This window comes from Methylosinus sp. KRF6, assembly GCF_018887255.1.
Taxonomy (GTDB): domain Bacteria; phylum Pseudomonadota; class Alphaproteobacteria; order Rhizobiales; family Beijerinckiaceae; genus Methylosinus; species Methylosinus sporium.
This window is the reverse complement of the sequence record NZ_JAHLJF010000006.1, coordinates 21,968-38,551: the sequence shown is the minus strand read 5'-3', so window position 1 is coordinate 38,551 and position 16,584 is coordinate 21,968. Positions and strand designations below refer to the sequence as shown.

The window sequence follows — 16,584 nt, the reverse complement described above, 5'->3', positions numbered from 1 at the left end:
CCCGGGTCACTTCTCAATGGAAATCCTGGGTCAAATCTCGACGGAAATCGACAGCATATCGCCAAATCGGCGTCGAGCCTTTGTATATTGTCGATGCGCGCAGCGACGATCAAACGCTCTCGATCTTGCGCGGAAAGGGAGCCGGCGCCATCGAATTCCTGCCCTCTGACGACTTCGCGGAGGCCGGGATGATCGAGGTCGGCGCCAAGAGCGCGGGGACGCCCTGGGTACTACGCCTCGACGATGACGAGTTTCCATCACGAGGTTTGTTGAACTGGGCTAAAGAATACAGCGAATTTCGTCGGTCGCCCGGCTTGGTCGATCTCTCGCCGAGAATTGAGCTGGCGCGACGGTGAACTCGTCTACTCGCGTTGGCCAAGTCGCTTCGAAATGACCGATGGAGTCCACTTCAACGGGATGGCGCGACTTTGGGAGGCCACTAAAGTCTCCTATATCGAGCAAGTCCATAGCTGCGGAATCGAGGCGCCGTCGAACACCGGTCGTGCACCAGACGGAGTCTATTTTGCGCATTTCAACAACGTCCTCCGCAGCGTGCCGGAAAGGCTCGAGAAAATCAGACGCTATGCCGAACTCGACAAAAATCTGGCGTGGCGGCTGGCCGATGAGAGTCTCCCGGAACTGACAGACGTCGAACTCCACGCTTTCACCTCGGAGGGGACCGAAGAGTTCCTGCCGCTCGCTCGCAGATTTGCCTGTCGAGTTTCTGTCGATAAAGGATATCTGAATCCCGACGAGCAACGAATGCTCACTGCCGAATCGCAGCGATGGTTGGCTGAAGTCATTCGTGCGGCCCAATGGACGATCACGCAACATCGCGAAGACAGGAGAGCGTTAAACGCCGCTCCTCTTCTTGGGAGCTGCAATTCGAATCATCGCCGAACTCACCTGCACCATTGGTCGACTGACAAACTCCCACGCCTTGCAAGAGCTCGGAACGGCCCTGTGGAATATTTCCAACGGCCATCTGGAGGCGTCGACCCGGCTTTTTGCGCTTCAAGCGGCGGGCATAATCGGGTCCGAATTTCATGGCCCAGCGACGAACGGTTTCGTAGGAGACCGCTATCCCGCGTTCGAGCAGCATTTCCTCCACGAGCCGCAGGCTGAGTGGAAAGCGAAAATAGAGCCAGACGGCGTGGGCGATGATCTGCGGCGGGAAGCGACGGCGCTTGTAGCTCGAGGTCGGTGGATTCATGATGCCCAAAATGGCCTGCCGCGACCTACTCGCCGGATATCGTGACATCGCCCGCCTGTGCGATCGAAACGTTGGCGAAGGCGGACGCGAAGGAGCTCGACAGATTGACGCTCGCGCGCGAGCTCCTGCTCAGAAAATGCGAAGGCCGAAGAACGAATTCGAGGATGTCGCAGCTCGTCGAATTGTGTCTCGTTTCACCGGTCGTCACCGTCCCTCTTGCCGCCAAGGAACTCCGCGTCTCTCAACAAGCCGCCACCACGATGATCGACGAACTCTCGTCGAGCCTTCGCGAGTTGACCGGGCGCGGGCGATGCAGAGCGTGGGCTGTTATATGAAAGTGCGAAGAGATAGCTCTCATCAGGAGTCATGTGTGACGGTTAGTCAGTGTATGAATCGGCGAGGGGGCTCGATACTGAGCGGCGTCCTAAACCGTTGAAATTTTGCGCTCCGCGAAACGGACGAAACCGTAGGCGCCGTGCGTATCGAATTTTGTCGACCTCCGCTTGTCGTCGCGGCATTGTCACGGAGCGCGATTTGGCGCCAAAGTCGAGTATTTGGCGGAGAGCTGGAGATCGAGCCGACGATGGCGAAGGACGCATCCACACGACCAGGGCCGGTCGCGGAGCCAGGATGGATCTCTCGAGAGTTCGCGCGCGAGGCGCTGACTCTCGGGCAGGTCCTCTGGGGCTCGCCGGCGCGAGGCGTTCTGATCGGCATATGGGCCGCGCTCATCGTCGTCATCGGCGCGACGGCCTACGGCCAGATCGCGCTCAACGCCTGGAATCAGCCTTTCTATGACGCGCTCGCGCGGCGCGATGCGGAAGGCTTCGCGCATCAGCTCGGCGTTTTCGCCGTCATCGCCGGCGCATTGCTCGTTCTGAACGTCGCTCAGACATGGCTCAATCAAATGTCGCGCGTTGAATTGCGGAGGAGATTGACGCGCGATCTCTTCTCTCAATGGCTGGCGCCCAAGCGCGCCTTTCTGCTCGCCGGCACCGGCGACATCGGCGTCAATCCCGATCAGCGCGTTCACGAGGACGCACGCCATCTCAGCGAGCTCACCACCGATCTCGGCGTCGGCCTTTTGCAGGCGGCGCTGTTGCTCGTCTGTTTCATCGGAGTGCTGTGGGGCCTCTCGAAGGGCGTGACGCTCCATTTTTGGGACAAGAGCGTCGTCATCCCTGGCTATATGGTGTGGAGCGCTCTGTTCTACGCGGGCGCCGCCTCGCTCGCGAGCTGGCTCGTCGGCCGGCCGCTCGTCGGTCTCAACTCCGAACATTACGCTCGTGAGTCCGACATGCGTTTCGCGCTCGTGCACGTCAACGAGCATAGCGAGGGCGTCGCTGTCTATCGGGGCGAAGCAGAGGAAGAACAGAAGCTCGACCTGACCTTCGACCGCCTGCTCGTCGTGTTGCGCGACCTCGTGCGCGCGACCACCAATCTGAGTTGGGTGACGGCGGGCTATGGCTGGTTCACAATCGTCGCGCCCATCGTCGTCGCAGCGCCCGCCTTCTTCAGCGGAGATCTCACCCTCGGCGGCCTGCTGATGAGCGCGGGCGCCTTCACCCAGGTCCAGCAGTCGCTGCGCTGGTTCGTCGACAACGCCGGCGCAATCGCGGATTGGCGCGCGACTTTGCATCGCGTCGGCGCCTTCCGTCTCGCCCTGCTCGAACTCGACAAGATCGGCGAGGCTACGAGCCGAATCGAATTCCGCGAAGCGGCGAGCGAACGATTGGTTCTCGACGAATTGCAAGTATCGCTCCCCACGGGTAGCATCCGATTGAGCGAAAGCCATGTGGAGGCCTCACGCGGCGCGCGCATATTGATCGTCGGCGCGGCGCGCTCGGGCAAGACCTGCCTGTTTCGCGCCATCGCGGGTCTTTGGCCTTGGGGCTCGGGCAGCATCGAGCTTCCCTTGCCCGCTCGGGTCATGTTCATGCCCAAGCGTCCCTTCATTTCTGACGGCGACCTGCGTCATATCCTCGCTTATCCCGGGCCGCCGGACGCCTTTCAGGATGAGCAGCTGCTCGCCGCGCTGACGCGTCTCGATCTCGGCTATCTCGGCCCCGATCTTCATCGATCGGCGCGCTGGGACCAGGAGCTCACGCATGAGGAGCAGCTCGGCCTCGCCTTTGCGCGGCTGCTCCTGCACAAGCCCGATTGGGTGGTCGTGGACGAAGCGATCGAGGCAATCTCGCCGGAGAGGCGGGATTTGGTCTTCGAAGCGCTCGCCAATGAGCTCTCGTCGACGTCGCTGCTCGCCATCGGCAGTCCGCGCGCGGAGGCCTCGCATTACAATCGAATCTTGCGGCTCGTCTTCGACCCGAAGGGACCGCGTCTCGCGCCGATCGGCAAAAAGTCGGAGGTCGCGTGAGAGGCGACCGATGACATTCGAAAGCACGCAGGCCTCGGAGGGCGGAGAATGAACAACGACGACAAAGGCCTCCTCGAATGGACGATGGACCAAAATCGCTTCTGCGCCACCGCGATGTCGCGCGCCGTTTCCGCGACGAATCTCGTGAAACATCGCCCTGCGCTGGGGCAGACGATCCGTCCTGCGCTCGGCTCGATCGTGGCGTCGACAGAGATGGCGGCGTACGATCCAGATCCGGACTATTTCTTTCACTGGCTGCGCGACTCCGCCCTCGTCGCCGACGCGCTGCGGGACGCCATCGAAGACGGAACGCTCGAACCATCCGCAATCGAGCATCTCACGAATTTCGTGGCCTTCAGCCTCGATCTCTGTCGTTTGGACGGCCCATCCTTTCTGCGGCGCGGCTTCTATCCAGAAGCGGTGGAGCCGTCCTTCCGGCAACATCTGCGCTCACGGGAGGAGATTGCCGAGATCGCCGGCGACAGAGCGCTCGGCGAAACGCGCTACAACGCCGATGGAAGCATCGACCTCATGAAATGGGCGCGGCCGCAGAGTGACGGACTCGCTTTGCGCGCGCTCACAGTCATGCGCTGCTTCGCCTTGGACGGCTTTCGCGAGCGGGCGGGCGAAACAGCCTCGGCGTTGCTGCGCTACGATCTCGATTACACGCTATCGCATTGGCGGAGGCCTTGCTACGATCTCTGGGAGGAAAATCTCGGCTTCCACTATCACACGCGCCTCGTCCAGCAGGCGGCGCTCGCCGCAGCCGCCGAGTTTTTGGCGGCGGAGGGCGATGCGGAGCGCGCGGCCGCCTGCGCTGACGCCGCGTGTGCGCTACTCGTCGAACTCGACGCGCATTTCGATCCGCATGACGGCGTCTATCGCGGCCGTCTCCCGGATGCAGCCCCGCCGCCGGATGTGCCGCCGCCGCGGCGCCTGGACATAGCCGTGGTTCTCGGGGCGATCCAGGCGGGCCGGCGCGCAGGGCCGCACGGCGTCGTCGATCCGAGAATGCTCGGGACTCTGGCTGCGCTCGAGCATCTGTTCGAGCAGGACTATCCGATCAACCGGACGCGTCCCGCCGATTGCGCGCCGGCGCTCGGCCGCTATGCCGGCGACAGCTATTTCACGGGCGGCGCCTATTTCTTCTCGACACTGGGCGCGGCCCAATATTGCTTTCTTCTCGCGCAGGCCGCCGCGGAGGGGGAGGCGGTCGTCGTCGCCGACGAGAGTCGCGGGCCACTGGCCGAGCTGCTGCGGACGCCGGCGGAATCGCTCCCTTCGGGCGCGCTCGCGCCACCGCTTCGAGAACGGCTTGCCGAAGCGGCGCTTCGACGCGGCGATATGTATCTCGCAATGGTGCGACGACACACGCCGGCGTCGCGCGAGATGGCGGAACAGTTCAGCCGATACGACGGCGCGCCGACATCTTCGCGCAATCTCTCCTGGAGCTACGCCTGTTTCATCTCGGCCGTCGCGGCGCGACGACGCGCCGCTCTCGCGATGGAGGATGCGAGCGTCGGCTGAGCTGGGTTCAGTGGCGCGCCATGCTCTCTTTCGTACTCAGCCGAGCCTGACAGACAGGCGGTTCATGCCATCGTCGATGATCCGACTCAGCACGGATTCGATCGCGATTTCCGCGGCGCCGACGCGGTAAGGATTCTCGCGGCGAAGGAAAGGCATGTCGACGCCGTTCAGATTCGTCGCGATGGGACCAGAGCCGACTTTGTCGACCGCATAGGTCACTTCGAAATCATGACCGAACAGCTCGATCTCGACACGCAAGCCGTTCAGGCTCGGAGGGATCGCCGGATCGAGCACGAGCGCCGATTTTTCCTGCGTCAATCCGAGGAAGCAACAGATGATCAAACGAACCGCGACCCCCGGCCCGCTGGAATAGATCCTCCAACCGCCCTCGGTCTGGATCGTTCCGCGCATGACGCGATCGTAATTGTCGCGCGCCTCATAGCGATCGGCGAAGTCGGCGTCCGAGCTGGTGTAGTAGCAATTCGACTGGCGTAGCGCCGCAGAGGGCGTGAGGTCGCGAATGCCGATGGGGTTTGCGAGGCAAAGGGCGCGAAAGAACCCATCGACGTCGCCGAAACGCCACAAGGCCTCCGCATAGCGCAAATGCGCATGGGTGTACATCAGCCCGACCTCGCGGCCGAAGAAGGCGGCGGTCTCGGCCCGCTGAAAGCATTTTTGCGCGCCGCCCCGATATTCGATCGGCCGATCGAAAAGCCTGGCGCCATCGGGCGCCAGCAGATGGCGCTCGATGATGGCAAGATGTTCGCGCGCTTGCGCGGGCGTGAAAAGGCCGGCGATGATCGCATGGATCATCGGAATGAGGCTGTAGGAGACGCCCGTCGCCGCATCGCGTGGATGCAGCAGATAATCGACGCGATCGGCTCCACGGCGATCTGCTCCACGGAATGAGGCCAGTCCGGCGACCACGCCGTCGACGATCAAGAGGCGTTGGAAGTCCTCCCTCACTTGCTCCGCTCGGGCGCGGATATCCGCCGCCCTCGCAGCCGAGCCTTCGCGAAGATAAGCGTCTGCGAGGGCGATATAGGTCTGGTAATGCAGCGTCACGGTCCAGGCGCTGCAATAAGTGTCGCGCATGCTCGCGTCGGCGGGCTGCAGCGTGTCGTTCCAGTCGCCGCGGCCATAGGCGGCGAGGCGCGTTCCGTGGATCACGCGCCGGTCGATGAGCTCCAGCGCTCGCTCGACATGCTCTTCGATCGTCGCAGGCTCAGCCGAATTGTCTCGTTCCGCGAAAAAAGGGACGCGCTCGGCGAGGATCGAACGATCTTGCGACGCGCAGAGATATCTCGCCAGCGCCAGCAAGGGCCAGAAGACGATGTCGCCATGGGAATCATCGGCTCGGTCGTATCTCTCCCGCTCGAAGACGCCGAAGAATTGCGGCCAGTCGCCGTCGGGATTCTGCTGCGCGAACACGCGCCGCAGAATGTCGCGCAGCGCGTCGAAGCGGCCGAGAGCGAGAAGCATTTCGACCGGCCCCTGCGCGACGTCGCGGACGCCCCAGCTGCCGCCGGAACATTGCTCGAGCCCCCTCGGCGCGAGATAATGGATGAGCGCATTCTGCGCGAACCAGGGCAGGATCTCGCCGATCCGCGCTGCGTCCTGCGCCAGAGGCGCGTTCGCAGGCGCGCGCATTCGCAAGCCCAGGGACATATCGCGCCAATAGCGATCGGCCGGCGCGCCTGTCGGCCGTGACGCCGGCAGCAGACGGCCGAGGATGCGAAAGCCGATCGATCGCGCGGGCGAAGCGATCAGGCAGAGGAAGGGCTGGCGCCGCGAAACGTCGTCGGGAAAGAGAGCTTCATCCCCTGCGACGCTTTCGATGCTCGCGCCGGGCAGCGGATCGATGCGGAAGCCGCCGCCGGGAAAGCGCCTCCCGATTTCGCTGTCCGGAGCCGCTCGAACGAACACGCCCTCGCCGTCGCGAACATAGCTCGGCTGCGCCTCGTCGGCGCCGTCGTCGCCGTCGAGGGCGATGTGGCTCGACAGAAGGCAGCGCATCGGCGCGCCGGAGAGAAACTCGACGGATAGTCTCAGCTCGTGGCTCTCTGTCTGCGCCCGGCTCTCGACCCGTATCAGTCCGGCCTTGTGCTTATAGAGCCAGCGACAGGCGTCCGGCGTCATCTCGAAAGCCGAGGGCGCGTCGAGCAGCCGCCAGCCGCTCCCATCGTCGACGAATAGACGCTGTCCGTGCGAACGGAAAAGGCCGAGGTAGCCGCGGCTCCCGGAAAGGAGCCGATCGACGCCGACATGGCCTTGCGTCAGCTGCGAATGAAATACGCCGGACATCCAGACCGTCGAGGTCAGCGCTGCCTCCTGCGGAATCGAGCCGCCGCCTGTGTGCAGGATTTGGCCATGAGGCCGCAGCGTTCGCAGCTCCTTCGATTTCAACGCCACATGGCTTCGTTCGCCGCAGAAGAAGGAGAGAAGCCGCCCGTTCTCCCACTCCGCATGCCGAAGATTCTCGCCGAAGAGTTTCGAGATTTCGCCCTCGGGCAGCTCCAGCGCCTCAAGGAGCGGCGCCGAGCAGAACAGGCTCGGCGGATGCGCAACCGCGCGCTTGCTTCCGAGAGGCAGCCACGCGGAGCGCGCTTCGGGCAGCGCCGAGGCTCGATCGACGAAAGCCAAGTCTGCAGCCGACGTCGGCGCCGAATGGTCGGGCTCGAACCAGCCGAAAAAGCCGCGCTCGATTCGCTCTCCCGGCGCGAGTTGGAACGGCGCATCTTGTATGGCGGCCAGCGAATGCTCGTGCTGGAGCCGCTCGCCCGGGAGGCCTCGCGTCATCGCTTCCGGGGAGCCGCCCGCCCGCGTGGAAAGACCATTGACCTGCAACGCGTCGGTGGCGAAGCTGATCCCTTGCCCGAGCGAGCCGATGATGCACCACGGATAGCGCCCGTCGACGGGCTGGTTCTGGCGGGAGGCGACGACGATGCCGCGCTCCGGGTGAGACAGCGGCGCGTGATCGACATATTGGCTGACGTAATATTCGTTGGATCGCGCCGCGCCATAATCGGTCAGGCCCAGGTCCTGCACATAGATCAAATCCAGCCGCTGGGCTTTGTCGCCACAATTTTCCAGCGCCAGCCGCCAGAACCATGCGGCGGCGGAGCGAGCGAGAACGAGCGTCAGGGAAAAGCGAATGTCTCGCCACGCGCCCTCGACGGTCATGCCTCGATCGTCGAACTGCGCGGCCGCGCCGCTGCGTGGTCCGAGCAAGCCGATCGCATCGCCTCCATCGTCGTGGCGGCGCAAGTAGATATTGGCGGGTCCGCCTTCGACCTCATTGGCGAGGAACAGGTTGAGCAGAACCCCATGGCGCCGCATGCGTCGGATCGAGCCATTGGCGTTGGCTTCCACGGTCAGACCCGATTCGCTCGTCAGCAGGCGAGGGCTTGTCGGAGCGGGGCTCGCTTCCATGCGGTTTTATCCTCGTCTCCGCGGCGCGTGCTGCGTCCGCTCGAGACAGAATAGGCTTCGTCGGCCACCCGTTCCAAGCGCCTACGCCAGATCGGTCGGCGCGCGAAGGAGAGGCTGCCGAAGGCGGGGCTTGCGTCCGGCTCGGCGTCGGGAGTTAATCGGCGACGGGACGCGCATGTCGTCCGTCGGAGGCGAGAGATGAACGTCCCGCCGAAAGCCCTATGGAAGGCGACCGCGAGCAGCGGCGATCCGCGCCATGCGATCGACGATCGCTATTCCACCGCATGGTCGGCCGAATCGGCCGAAAGGTCGTGGCTCGCGATCGATCTCGGCGAGGCGGCCCTGCTCGGCGGGCTGGAAATCTACTGGGGGCGGCGCGCGTCGAGCGCATATTGTTTCGAGGGTTCGCAGGATGGACTGCGATGGATGCGCCTCTGCGGCTCCCGACACGGTGAAGGCGGCCAGGAGATTTTCGCCTTTCCGCCGACGCCGGCTCGATTCCTGCGCTGGAGCGCGGAGAATCCAGAGGGCGGGCCGGGTCCCGACATCGTCGAAATCAATATCTACGGCCCGGCTGACGCCGCGACGACGCTGGAGGCGGGACGCATCACCGCGCTCGGCCATGCGCCGGTCTCTCTTCGCAGGGGCGAAAGCATCACCGTCGACTTCCGTTTCGCCAGATCCGTGGTCGGCGCGCTCGTCGAATGGGGAGACAGCTATGGACTGGATTTCTCGGCCTATCTCTCCGACGATGGCGAAAATTTCCGCGAGCTCGGCCGCATCACGGCCGGCGGAGGGGGAAATGGCAGCTTCTGGTGGCCGTGCGCGAGCAGCCGGTTTCTCCGCCTGACGCTGCACGAGGCGAGCGCGCCGGAAGGCGCCGTCGTCGACGAGCTCAAGCTCCGCATCCTCGACAGCGACCGCATGCCCATCGGCCAGCTAGAGCGGGCCGCGCGCGCCGGGCGCGGCGAGCTCTACCCGCAAGCGCTGCTCGGCCGTCAAGTCTATTGGACCGTGCTGGGGGAATTCGATCGAGAAGGAGAGGCGCTTTTCGACGAATATGGCGGTCTCGAACCCCGCCGCGGGTCGCCGCAGATCACGCCGCTGCTGCGAGCAGGCGAGAGATTGCATGGAGCGTCGGCGAGCGCGTGCATCCGCCATTCCCTCGTCGGCGGATCATTGCCGATCCCGAGCGTCACATGGTCCGTAGATGGACTGGAAATTTGCGCGACGGCGCTCGCTCACGCCGGGCAGGCGCTGGTGCAGTATCGGATCGTCAACACATCTCGCGCGCCGCGAAAAGGAGCGCTCGTGCTGGCGGTGCGGCCAGCGCAGATCAATCCCTATTGGCAGCACGGCGGTCATGCGCCGATCGACGCCATCGCCGTCATCGGTCGCGAGGCGCGAATCGACGATCGAATTTATGCCGCGTTTTCGCGCGAGCCGGACGCGGTGACGGTCGCCGACTTCGACGACGGAGACGTCGTGAGGCTGATCGAGGGCGGCGCGAGCGGGACGGATCGTAGCCTTTGCTCCGACTCGGGGCTGCTCAGCGCGGCTGTCGAATTCGCTTTTTCGCTGCCGCCGGCGGCGAGGGACGTCATCGTCGTCGCTGCGCCTTTGCGAGACGGCGTCACACCGGACGCCGACGTGACCTTCTTCGCCGTGCGAAAAATCGTCGCGCGTCGCTGGCGAAAAAAGATCGGCCCCCGGAGGATAACGGTCGGCGACCCACGCGTCACCGAGACGGTCGAGGCGCAAATTTCCTTGATTCTCGTCAATGCGACGCGACCCGCTTTCAAGCCCGGCCCCAGGAACTACGACCGCATTTGGATACGAGATGGTTCCGCTCAGGCGCTCGCCTTGCTATGGGCCGGCTTGGCCGAAGAGGCCGAGGACTTCGTGCTCTGGTATTCGCAGCGTCTCTATCCCAACGGCATGGTCCCGCCCATTCTCGACGAGAATGGCGCGATAAATCGGGGTTACGGAAGCGATATCGAATATGACGCGCAGGGAGAGTTCGTCTGCGTCGCGGCGGAGGCGTATCGGATCACGAGAAGCCGCGCATTTCTGACCGCGGTCCTCGAGCCCGTGGTCCGAGCGACGCGATTCATCGAGGAGCTTTGCGCCCGAACCAATGCGCAGCATGGCCCTACGTCCCGTTTCCACGGTCTCTTGCCGCCTTCCCTCAGCCATGAGGGCTATAGCGAGCCGAGCTACAGCTATTGGGACGATTTCTTCGCATTGAGCGCCTTTCGGGGCTGCGCCTTTCTCGCCGATGCGGCGGGCGAAAGAGAAACAGCGGCGTGGGCGCGAGCGAAAGCGAAGGGGTTCGCCGAAGATCTCACTCGCTCGATCCGCATGACCTCCGAACTCATGGGCGAGGGGATGATCGCGGGCTCCGCCGATCGCGAGGACGTCGATCCCACCTCGACCTCCATCGCCTTCGAGCCGTGCCGCGTGGAGGACGTTCTTCCGCCCGAGCTGCTGGCGGCGACCTACGACCTTTGCGCCGCGCAAATAAAATCGCTCGGCGCTCCAGATTTTGGGGGAAGCTTCACGCCCTATGTCATTCGCAATCTGAACGCCTTCGTGTCCCTCGGCCGGCTCGAGGACGCATTCGGTCTGCTCGAGCTGCTTCTTTCCTGCCGGCGCCCCGAGAATTGGCGGCACTGGGCCGAGGTGGTCTGGAGCCCGCCGCGCGCGCCGCAATATATCGGCGACATGCCGCACACTTGGATCGGGGCGGAGTTCGTCACTGCCATACGAAGTATGCTGCTGCGCGAAAACGGCGACGCCTTGGAGCTGTTCCGCGGCGCGCCGGACCATTGGTGGGACGGCGAGGGGATCACTCTGCGGAATCTACCGACGGCTTTCGGCGTCGTCGATCTGCTGGCCTGCCGGACGAAATCCAGAGCGACGATCGAGCTGGCCTCGGCCGGGCCGCCGCCCGAGCGCGTCACGATACGCTTCCCCGGGGCGAAGCGCGCATGTGCGGACGGACAATCCTGCGTTATCGATGGCGATGTGATCTCCTCGGCGAATTTCAGCCGGATGGTCATCGATTTTTGAGCGGGTCGCGCTCGATCAACTCTCTGCGGCCGCCACATGCTGCTTCACGACGACAAAGCTGTCGGGCGTCACCGATACGGAATCGATCCCGCATTCGACCAGGAATTCGGCGAAATCGGGATGGTCGCTCGGCGCTTGCCCGCACAGCCCGACCTTGGCCCCCGCATCGCGCGCGGCGTCGATGACAGTGTGGATCATCCATTTCACCGCCTCGTCCCTCTCGTCGAACAGATCGGAGAGCTCCGCGGAATCTCGGTCGACGCCGAGAGTGAGCTGCGTGAGATCATTGCTGCCGATCGAGAAACCGTCGAAGCGCTCCGCAAAGGCGCGGGCGAGAATGACATTCGAGGGAATCTCGCACATGACATAGACCTGAAGCCCGTTCTCGCCGCGCTTCAACCCATTGGCCGCCATGACCGCGAGCACGCGATCCGCCTCCTTTACCGTCCGGCAGAAAGGGATCATCACGATGACGTTGGTGAATCCCATTTCTTCGCGAAGACGGCGCATGGCGTGGCATTCGAGCGCGAAGCCTTCTCGATAGCGCGGCGAATAATAGCGCGACGCGCCGCGGAAGCCGATCATCGGATTTTCTTCCCTGGGCTCGAATTGGGCGCCGCCGATCAGCGCGGCATATTCATTGGTCTTGAAATCGCTCATGCGCACGATGACCGGCCGCGGATGAACGGAGGCGGCGATGCGGCCGAGCGCCCTCGAGAGCCCTTCGACGAAATAGTCGCTCTTGTTCTCGTATCCGACCGTCGCCTCGGCGATGATCTTTTTGGCCGCCTCGTCGGTCAATGAATCATAATGGATGAGCGCCATCGGATGGATCTTGATATGATTGTTGATCACGAACTCCATCCGCGCGAGGCCCACTCCGTCGGAAGGAAGACGCCACCAGCGAAAGGCCGCGCCGGGATCTGCGAGATTGAGCATGACCTCGACGCGCGTCGTGGGAACGGCGGCGAGATCGAGCTCCTCGATCTCGATCTCGGCGACGCCGTCATAGACGAATCCCGTGTCGCCTTCGGCGCAAGACAAGGTGACGATCTGCTCGTCGTGGAGCAGTCGCGTCGCATCCGGCGCGCCGACGATCGCCGGCAATCCGAGCTCGCGGCTGACGATCGCCGCATGCGAGGTGCGCCCGCCATGCTCGGTCACGATCGCGGCGGCTCGCTTCATGATGGGCGCCCAATCCGGATCGGTCGTGCGCGTGACCAATATGGCGCCGTCGACGAATCGACCAATTTCGCGGACGTCCTCTATGACGCAGACCTTGCCGGTCGCCACCGCATCGCCGATCGCCAATCCCGTGCAAATCCTGCGGCCTTTCTTGCCGATGCGATAAGACTTCAGCGCGCTCGCCTCGCGTCGCGATTGAACCGTCTCCGGACGCGCCTGGACGATGAAGAGCTCTCCAGTCTCGCCGTCCTTGGCCCATTCCATATCCATCGGCCGGCCATAATGGTCCTCGATCAGGCAGGCCCAGCGAGCCAGAGTCAGGATGTCCTCGTCGGCGAGCACGAAGGACGCGCGCTCGGCCTTTGACGTCGGGACATTGCGCGTCGGCTGGTCGTCGCCCTGCGCATAGATCATCTTCACCAGCTTGTCGCCGCGTTTCTTCTCGATGATCGGCGACAGCGCTGCATCGGAAAGGAATGGCTTGAACACGACATATTCGTCCGGGTCCACCGCGCCCTGCACGACATTCTCGCCGAGCCCCCAGGAGGCGTTGATGAGAGCGACCTTGTCGAAGCCCGTCTCCGTGTCCAGCGAGAACATCACGCCGGCGCCGCCTGTGTCGGACCGGACCATGATCTGCACGCCGATCGATAGCGCGACTTTCATATGGTCGAAACCTTGCGCCTTGCGATAGCTTATCGCGCGATCCGTGAAGAGCGACGCGTAGCAGCGCCGACAGGCGTCGAGCAACGCCCACTCGCCGCGAATGTTCAGATAGGTCTCCTGCTGCCCCGCGAAGCTCGCATTCGGCAGGTCTTCAGCGGTTGCGCTCGACCTCACCGCGACGTCGGGCGCGTCCCTGCCGATGCGCCGGCCCAGCTCGCGATAGGCCACGACGATGGCGCTCGCCATTTCGCTGGACCATTCGCCGCGTAGAATGGCGTTACGAATCGTTCGACCGGCGTCGGCGAGCGCGATGCGGCCGGATTCGAGGTCGTCGAGCGTCGTGGCGATGACATTCCGCGCGCCATTGCTGTCGATGAAGCGCCAATAGGCTTGCGCCGTCGTCGCAAATCCAGAGGGCGTTCTGACGCCTTTTTCGGTGAGTCGGGAAATCATTTCTCCGAGCGAGGCGTTCTTTCCGCCGACGCTCGGAACATCGTCGCGGGTCAAGTCCTCGAGCCAGACGATTTGCCGCGCCATGTCGGTCATGCGACTCCCCTCGCTTCGAATCTCGAAGTCTGCTCTTCTCGTCGTCGGGCCACGATGTCCGCGACGCCCATTTATGGCTCATTCTAGCGAGCGCGAGCAGAGCGACCGAATGTCACTTCCTTCCACCGATCTCGTCGATGTGGAACAATAGATCGGCGGGATCGTCATAGACGCGAAACGCGCCAGACTGCCGCAGCTCCTCGGAGCCGTAGCCCCCGCTCAGAAGGCCGACCCCCAGCGCACGGCATCGGGTCGCGGCGAGCATGTCCCATATGCTGTCGCCGACGACGAACGCTGTCGTGATGGGCGCGTTCAGCCGTCGGGCGGCGGCGAGAAAAAGATCTGGGTCGGGCTTGGCGTGGGCGACCTGGTCGCGAGTGACGACCGGCGTGCGGGTGGGATTGACGCCGAGCGCGGCGAGATTGACGTGCGCCGTCTCCATGCGACCGCTCGTCGCGATCGCCCAGGGGACGCCGGCGTCGGTGAGCCATGCGAGGAGCTCCCTTGCGCCCGGGAGCGGGCGCACCCCGTCGGCGATCTCGAGATAAGCGGCGGCGTGGGCGGCGCTCAAACGGCGCACGCGCTCAGCGTCGATTTCCATGCCGGTCTCGCGCAGCAGCTGATTGGCGAACAAGCCCCCGCTCATGCCGACCTTGCGATGAATGCGCCAGACCGACAAATCGATGCGCTCCGCGTCGAGCGCTTTCTTCCAGGCGAGGACGTGCTGATAGACGCTGTCGACCAGCGTGCCATCGAGATCGAATAGGAAGACCGGGTCGATGCGCATCGGGGCGTTCACTCCGTCTTCTTCGGATAGCCGATCGTCTGCAACAAGAGCACCTGATGGTCGTGGCCGAGCCCCAGCGCTTGCGCGATCGCCTCGCGATCGATCCAGGCTCTAATCACAGTGGCGAGGCCCGCGCTCGCCGCGAACAAATACACATTCTGCGAGATCGCCCCCGCTGCGACAGAGGCGAAGCTCTCGCGCTGAGAGACCGACACGAGCGCCATTCGCGCATGGTCGGCGACGAACACCAGATCGAGCGGCGCTTCGTCGACGAAATCCTGATAGCCGGTCACGCGTCTCATGTCGCTCGCTGCGACCAGCTCTAGGGCGTGCGCGGCGGCGACATAGAGATAGGCCCCGGAGGGCAGCGCGACATAGACGTCGATTTCCTGAGCGTCCAAAGCGGAGGGCGCGGTTCGTCCGCCGTCGGCTCTATTCACGCCGTCCGCGGCCCACAGCAGGTCGGACAAGAGCTGCAAGGGTAGTTCGTCAGGCGCGAATTCCCGGGACGACCTCCGCTTCGCGAGCGCCTCCATCAATGGCGTTCCGCCTTCCTTGTGCGGAGGGGGAAGCGCGATCTGCGCCGCAACGGCGCCTCGCGCAGGTTTCGGACGCAAGCGCCCCATCATGCCGTGCACGAGCTTGGTCAGCGTCGTCATTGCGACGGCCTCCTCGTGAGACCATGCAATATCGTGGGGAAATGTAGATTTTCGAGGGCGGAGAAGAAATTTGTGCATTCGCGGAGGAGAGCTCCTTCAGCGTTGCGCCGACCCTGTTCCATAGGGCGTCGACGGTTCGCTCGGGGGCTTTGTGGAGCAGAGCTTCGAGCTCGCAGAAGGCCTTCTCGATCCGATCGAAGTCGGGACTATGGCGCGGACGAGTTCGAGCGAGATTCTCTTGCTTTTTCGTCGTTTTGTGAAGCTGTGGGTGATATGTGGCGTGATAAAGTCCACGCTCCGCCAGTCGCCGAGGCTTCGGTGCGCCGAGTCGGGGGAGGCCGGAAGCGGGAGCCACCGATTTCGCCGCCAGCGGCGTTGAGCGAGGCAAGTCGATGACCCGAATACTCGCCGCAGCCTTATCGAGCGCGCTCCTTCTCGCGAGCGCTTCGGCCGAGACATTGAAAGACACTCTCCCTCATATTTCCGTGACGGGAGAAGCCTCGGAGGAGGCGCTTCCCGATCGAGCGATCCTCCACCTGGACATTGTCGTGGATCGGCCCACCGCGACCGAGGCCGTGGCCGAGAACGAGCGGAAGACGCGCTCCTTGTCGGAGGGCCTCGTCCGGCAAGGAGCGCCGAGCGACGGCATTCGCGTCGTCGGGGCGACGCTTCAGTCGGTCGCGACGGAGGACGCCGCGCCGCGCGGCGCGCATGGGAAGCGTGTCTCCAGGGGCTTTCGGGCGCGAAGCGAGCTGAGCGCGACGGTGAATTCGCTCGATGAGGCCGCGTCTCTGCTGTCTCACGCGATCGACGCCGGCGCGAACGACATACGTGGTGTGGAATTCGTCTTCAGCGACGAAAGGACGCGGCTCGAGCGTCTACGGATCGCCGCCGTGAAAGATGCGGAACAGCGGGCGAGAAACTATGTCGAGGCCGTGGGCGGCAAGCTCGGCCGCCTCATCGAAATCGATCGCCAGGAGGAGACTGTGGCCACAGCAGCCGACGGCCGAACCGAGCCTTCGGCCTCCGCGAATGGAGCGGCGTCTCTGCCTCTGCGGCCCGGCGCGCGACGGCTCACCGCGAGGGTCTCGGCGACTTGGGCGCTTTCGCGCTAGAATGTCCA

At 64.0% G+C, this 16,584-nt stretch carries 10 protein-coding genes and 1 pseudogene; 6 read left to right on the top strand and 5 right to left on the bottom strand.

The features are described 5' to 3' along the window. Positions 1 to 188: 188 nt before the first annotated feature. Positions 189 to 356 (top strand): hypothetical protein, encoded by a 168-nt coding sequence (locus KP010_RS21095; RefSeq protein WP_216281613.1) that lies wholly within the window; start codon positions 189 to 191, stop codon positions 354 to 356. Between the two features lie 638 nt (positions 357 to 994). Here the strand turns inward: KP010_RS21095 and KP010_RS21090 are convergent. Continuing rightward, positions 995 to 1,213, bottom strand: a pseudogene (locus tag KP010_RS21090) (IS6 family transposase); the annotation flags it as partial. Positions 1,214 to 1,377: 164 nt separating this feature from the next. Between KP010_RS21090 and KP010_RS22970 the strand changes: the two are divergent. The 3 genes from KP010_RS22970 (at position 1,378) to KP010_RS21075 (ending at position 5,114) form a co-directional block, all read left to right on the top strand. Then, complete coding sequence (locus tag KP010_RS22970) at positions 1,378 to 1,548, top strand: helix-turn-helix domain-containing protein (RefSeq protein WP_253203959.1); 171 nt, start codon at positions 1,378 to 1,380, stop codon at positions 1,546 to 1,548. A 248-nt stretch (positions 1,549 to 1,796) separates the two neighbouring features. Further along, complete coding sequence (locus KP010_RS21080) at positions 1,797 to 3,587, top strand: ABC transporter ATP-binding protein/permease (RefSeq protein ID WP_216281611.1); 1,791 nt, start codon at positions 1,797 to 1,799, stop codon at positions 3,585 to 3,587. A 48-nt stretch (positions 3,588 to 3,635) separates the two neighbouring features. Continuing rightward, complete coding sequence (locus tag KP010_RS21075) at positions 3,636 to 5,114, top strand: glycoside hydrolase family 15 protein (protein WP_216281609.1); 1,479 nt, start codon at positions 3,636 to 3,638, stop codon at positions 5,112 to 5,114. A 36-nt stretch (positions 5,115 to 5,150) separates the two neighbouring features. On the opposite strand, the gene KP010_RS21070 is transcribed toward KP010_RS21075, so the two are convergent. After that, on the bottom strand, positions 5,151 to 8,546 hold the full coding sequence (locus KP010_RS21070) for a GH36-type glycosyl hydrolase domain-containing protein (protein ID WP_216281607.1): 3,396 nt from the start codon (positions 8,544 to 8,546) through the stop codon (positions 5,151 to 5,153). A 198-nt stretch (positions 8,547 to 8,744) separates the two neighbouring features. Between KP010_RS21070 and KP010_RS21065 the strand changes: the two genes are divergently transcribed. Then, positions 8,745 to 11,618 (top strand): discoidin domain-containing protein, encoded by a 2,874-nt coding sequence (locus KP010_RS21065; protein ID WP_216281603.1) that lies wholly within the window; start codon positions 8,745 to 8,747, stop codon positions 11,616 to 11,618. A 15-nt stretch (positions 11,619 to 11,633) separates the two neighbouring features. Here KP010_RS21065 and ppsA read toward each other — a convergent pair whose 3' ends face one another. From ppsA to KP010_RS21050, 3 genes are all read right to left on the bottom strand, one after another. Next, positions 11,634 to 14,015, bottom strand: a complete 2,382-nt coding sequence (ppsA, locus tag KP010_RS21060) for a phosphoenolpyruvate synthase (protein ID WP_216281600.1) — start codon at positions 14,013 to 14,015, stop codon at positions 11,634 to 11,636. Between the two features lie 112 nt (positions 14,016 to 14,127). Then, on the bottom strand, positions 14,128 to 14,802 hold the full coding sequence (locus KP010_RS21055; RefSeq protein WP_216281621.1) for an HAD family phosphatase: 675 nt from the start codon (positions 14,800 to 14,802) through the stop codon (positions 14,128 to 14,130). An 8-nt stretch (positions 14,803 to 14,810) separates the two neighbouring features. Further along, positions 14,811 to 15,461: a SagB/ThcOx family dehydrogenase gene (locus KP010_RS21050; RefSeq protein ID WP_216281598.1), complete on the bottom strand. Its 651-nt coding sequence runs from the start codon at positions 15,459 to 15,461 to the stop codon at positions 14,811 to 14,813. Positions 15,462 to 15,853: 392 nt separating this feature from the next. Between KP010_RS21050 and KP010_RS21045 the strand changes: the two genes are divergently transcribed. Continuing rightward, the gene (locus KP010_RS21045) at positions 15,854 to 16,576 is read left to right on the top strand and encodes an SIMPL domain-containing protein (protein WP_161915503.1); all 723 of its coding nucleotides are present in this window, start codon (positions 15,854 to 15,856) and stop codon (positions 16,574 to 16,576) included. Positions 16,577 to 16,584: the final 8 nt, after the last annotated feature.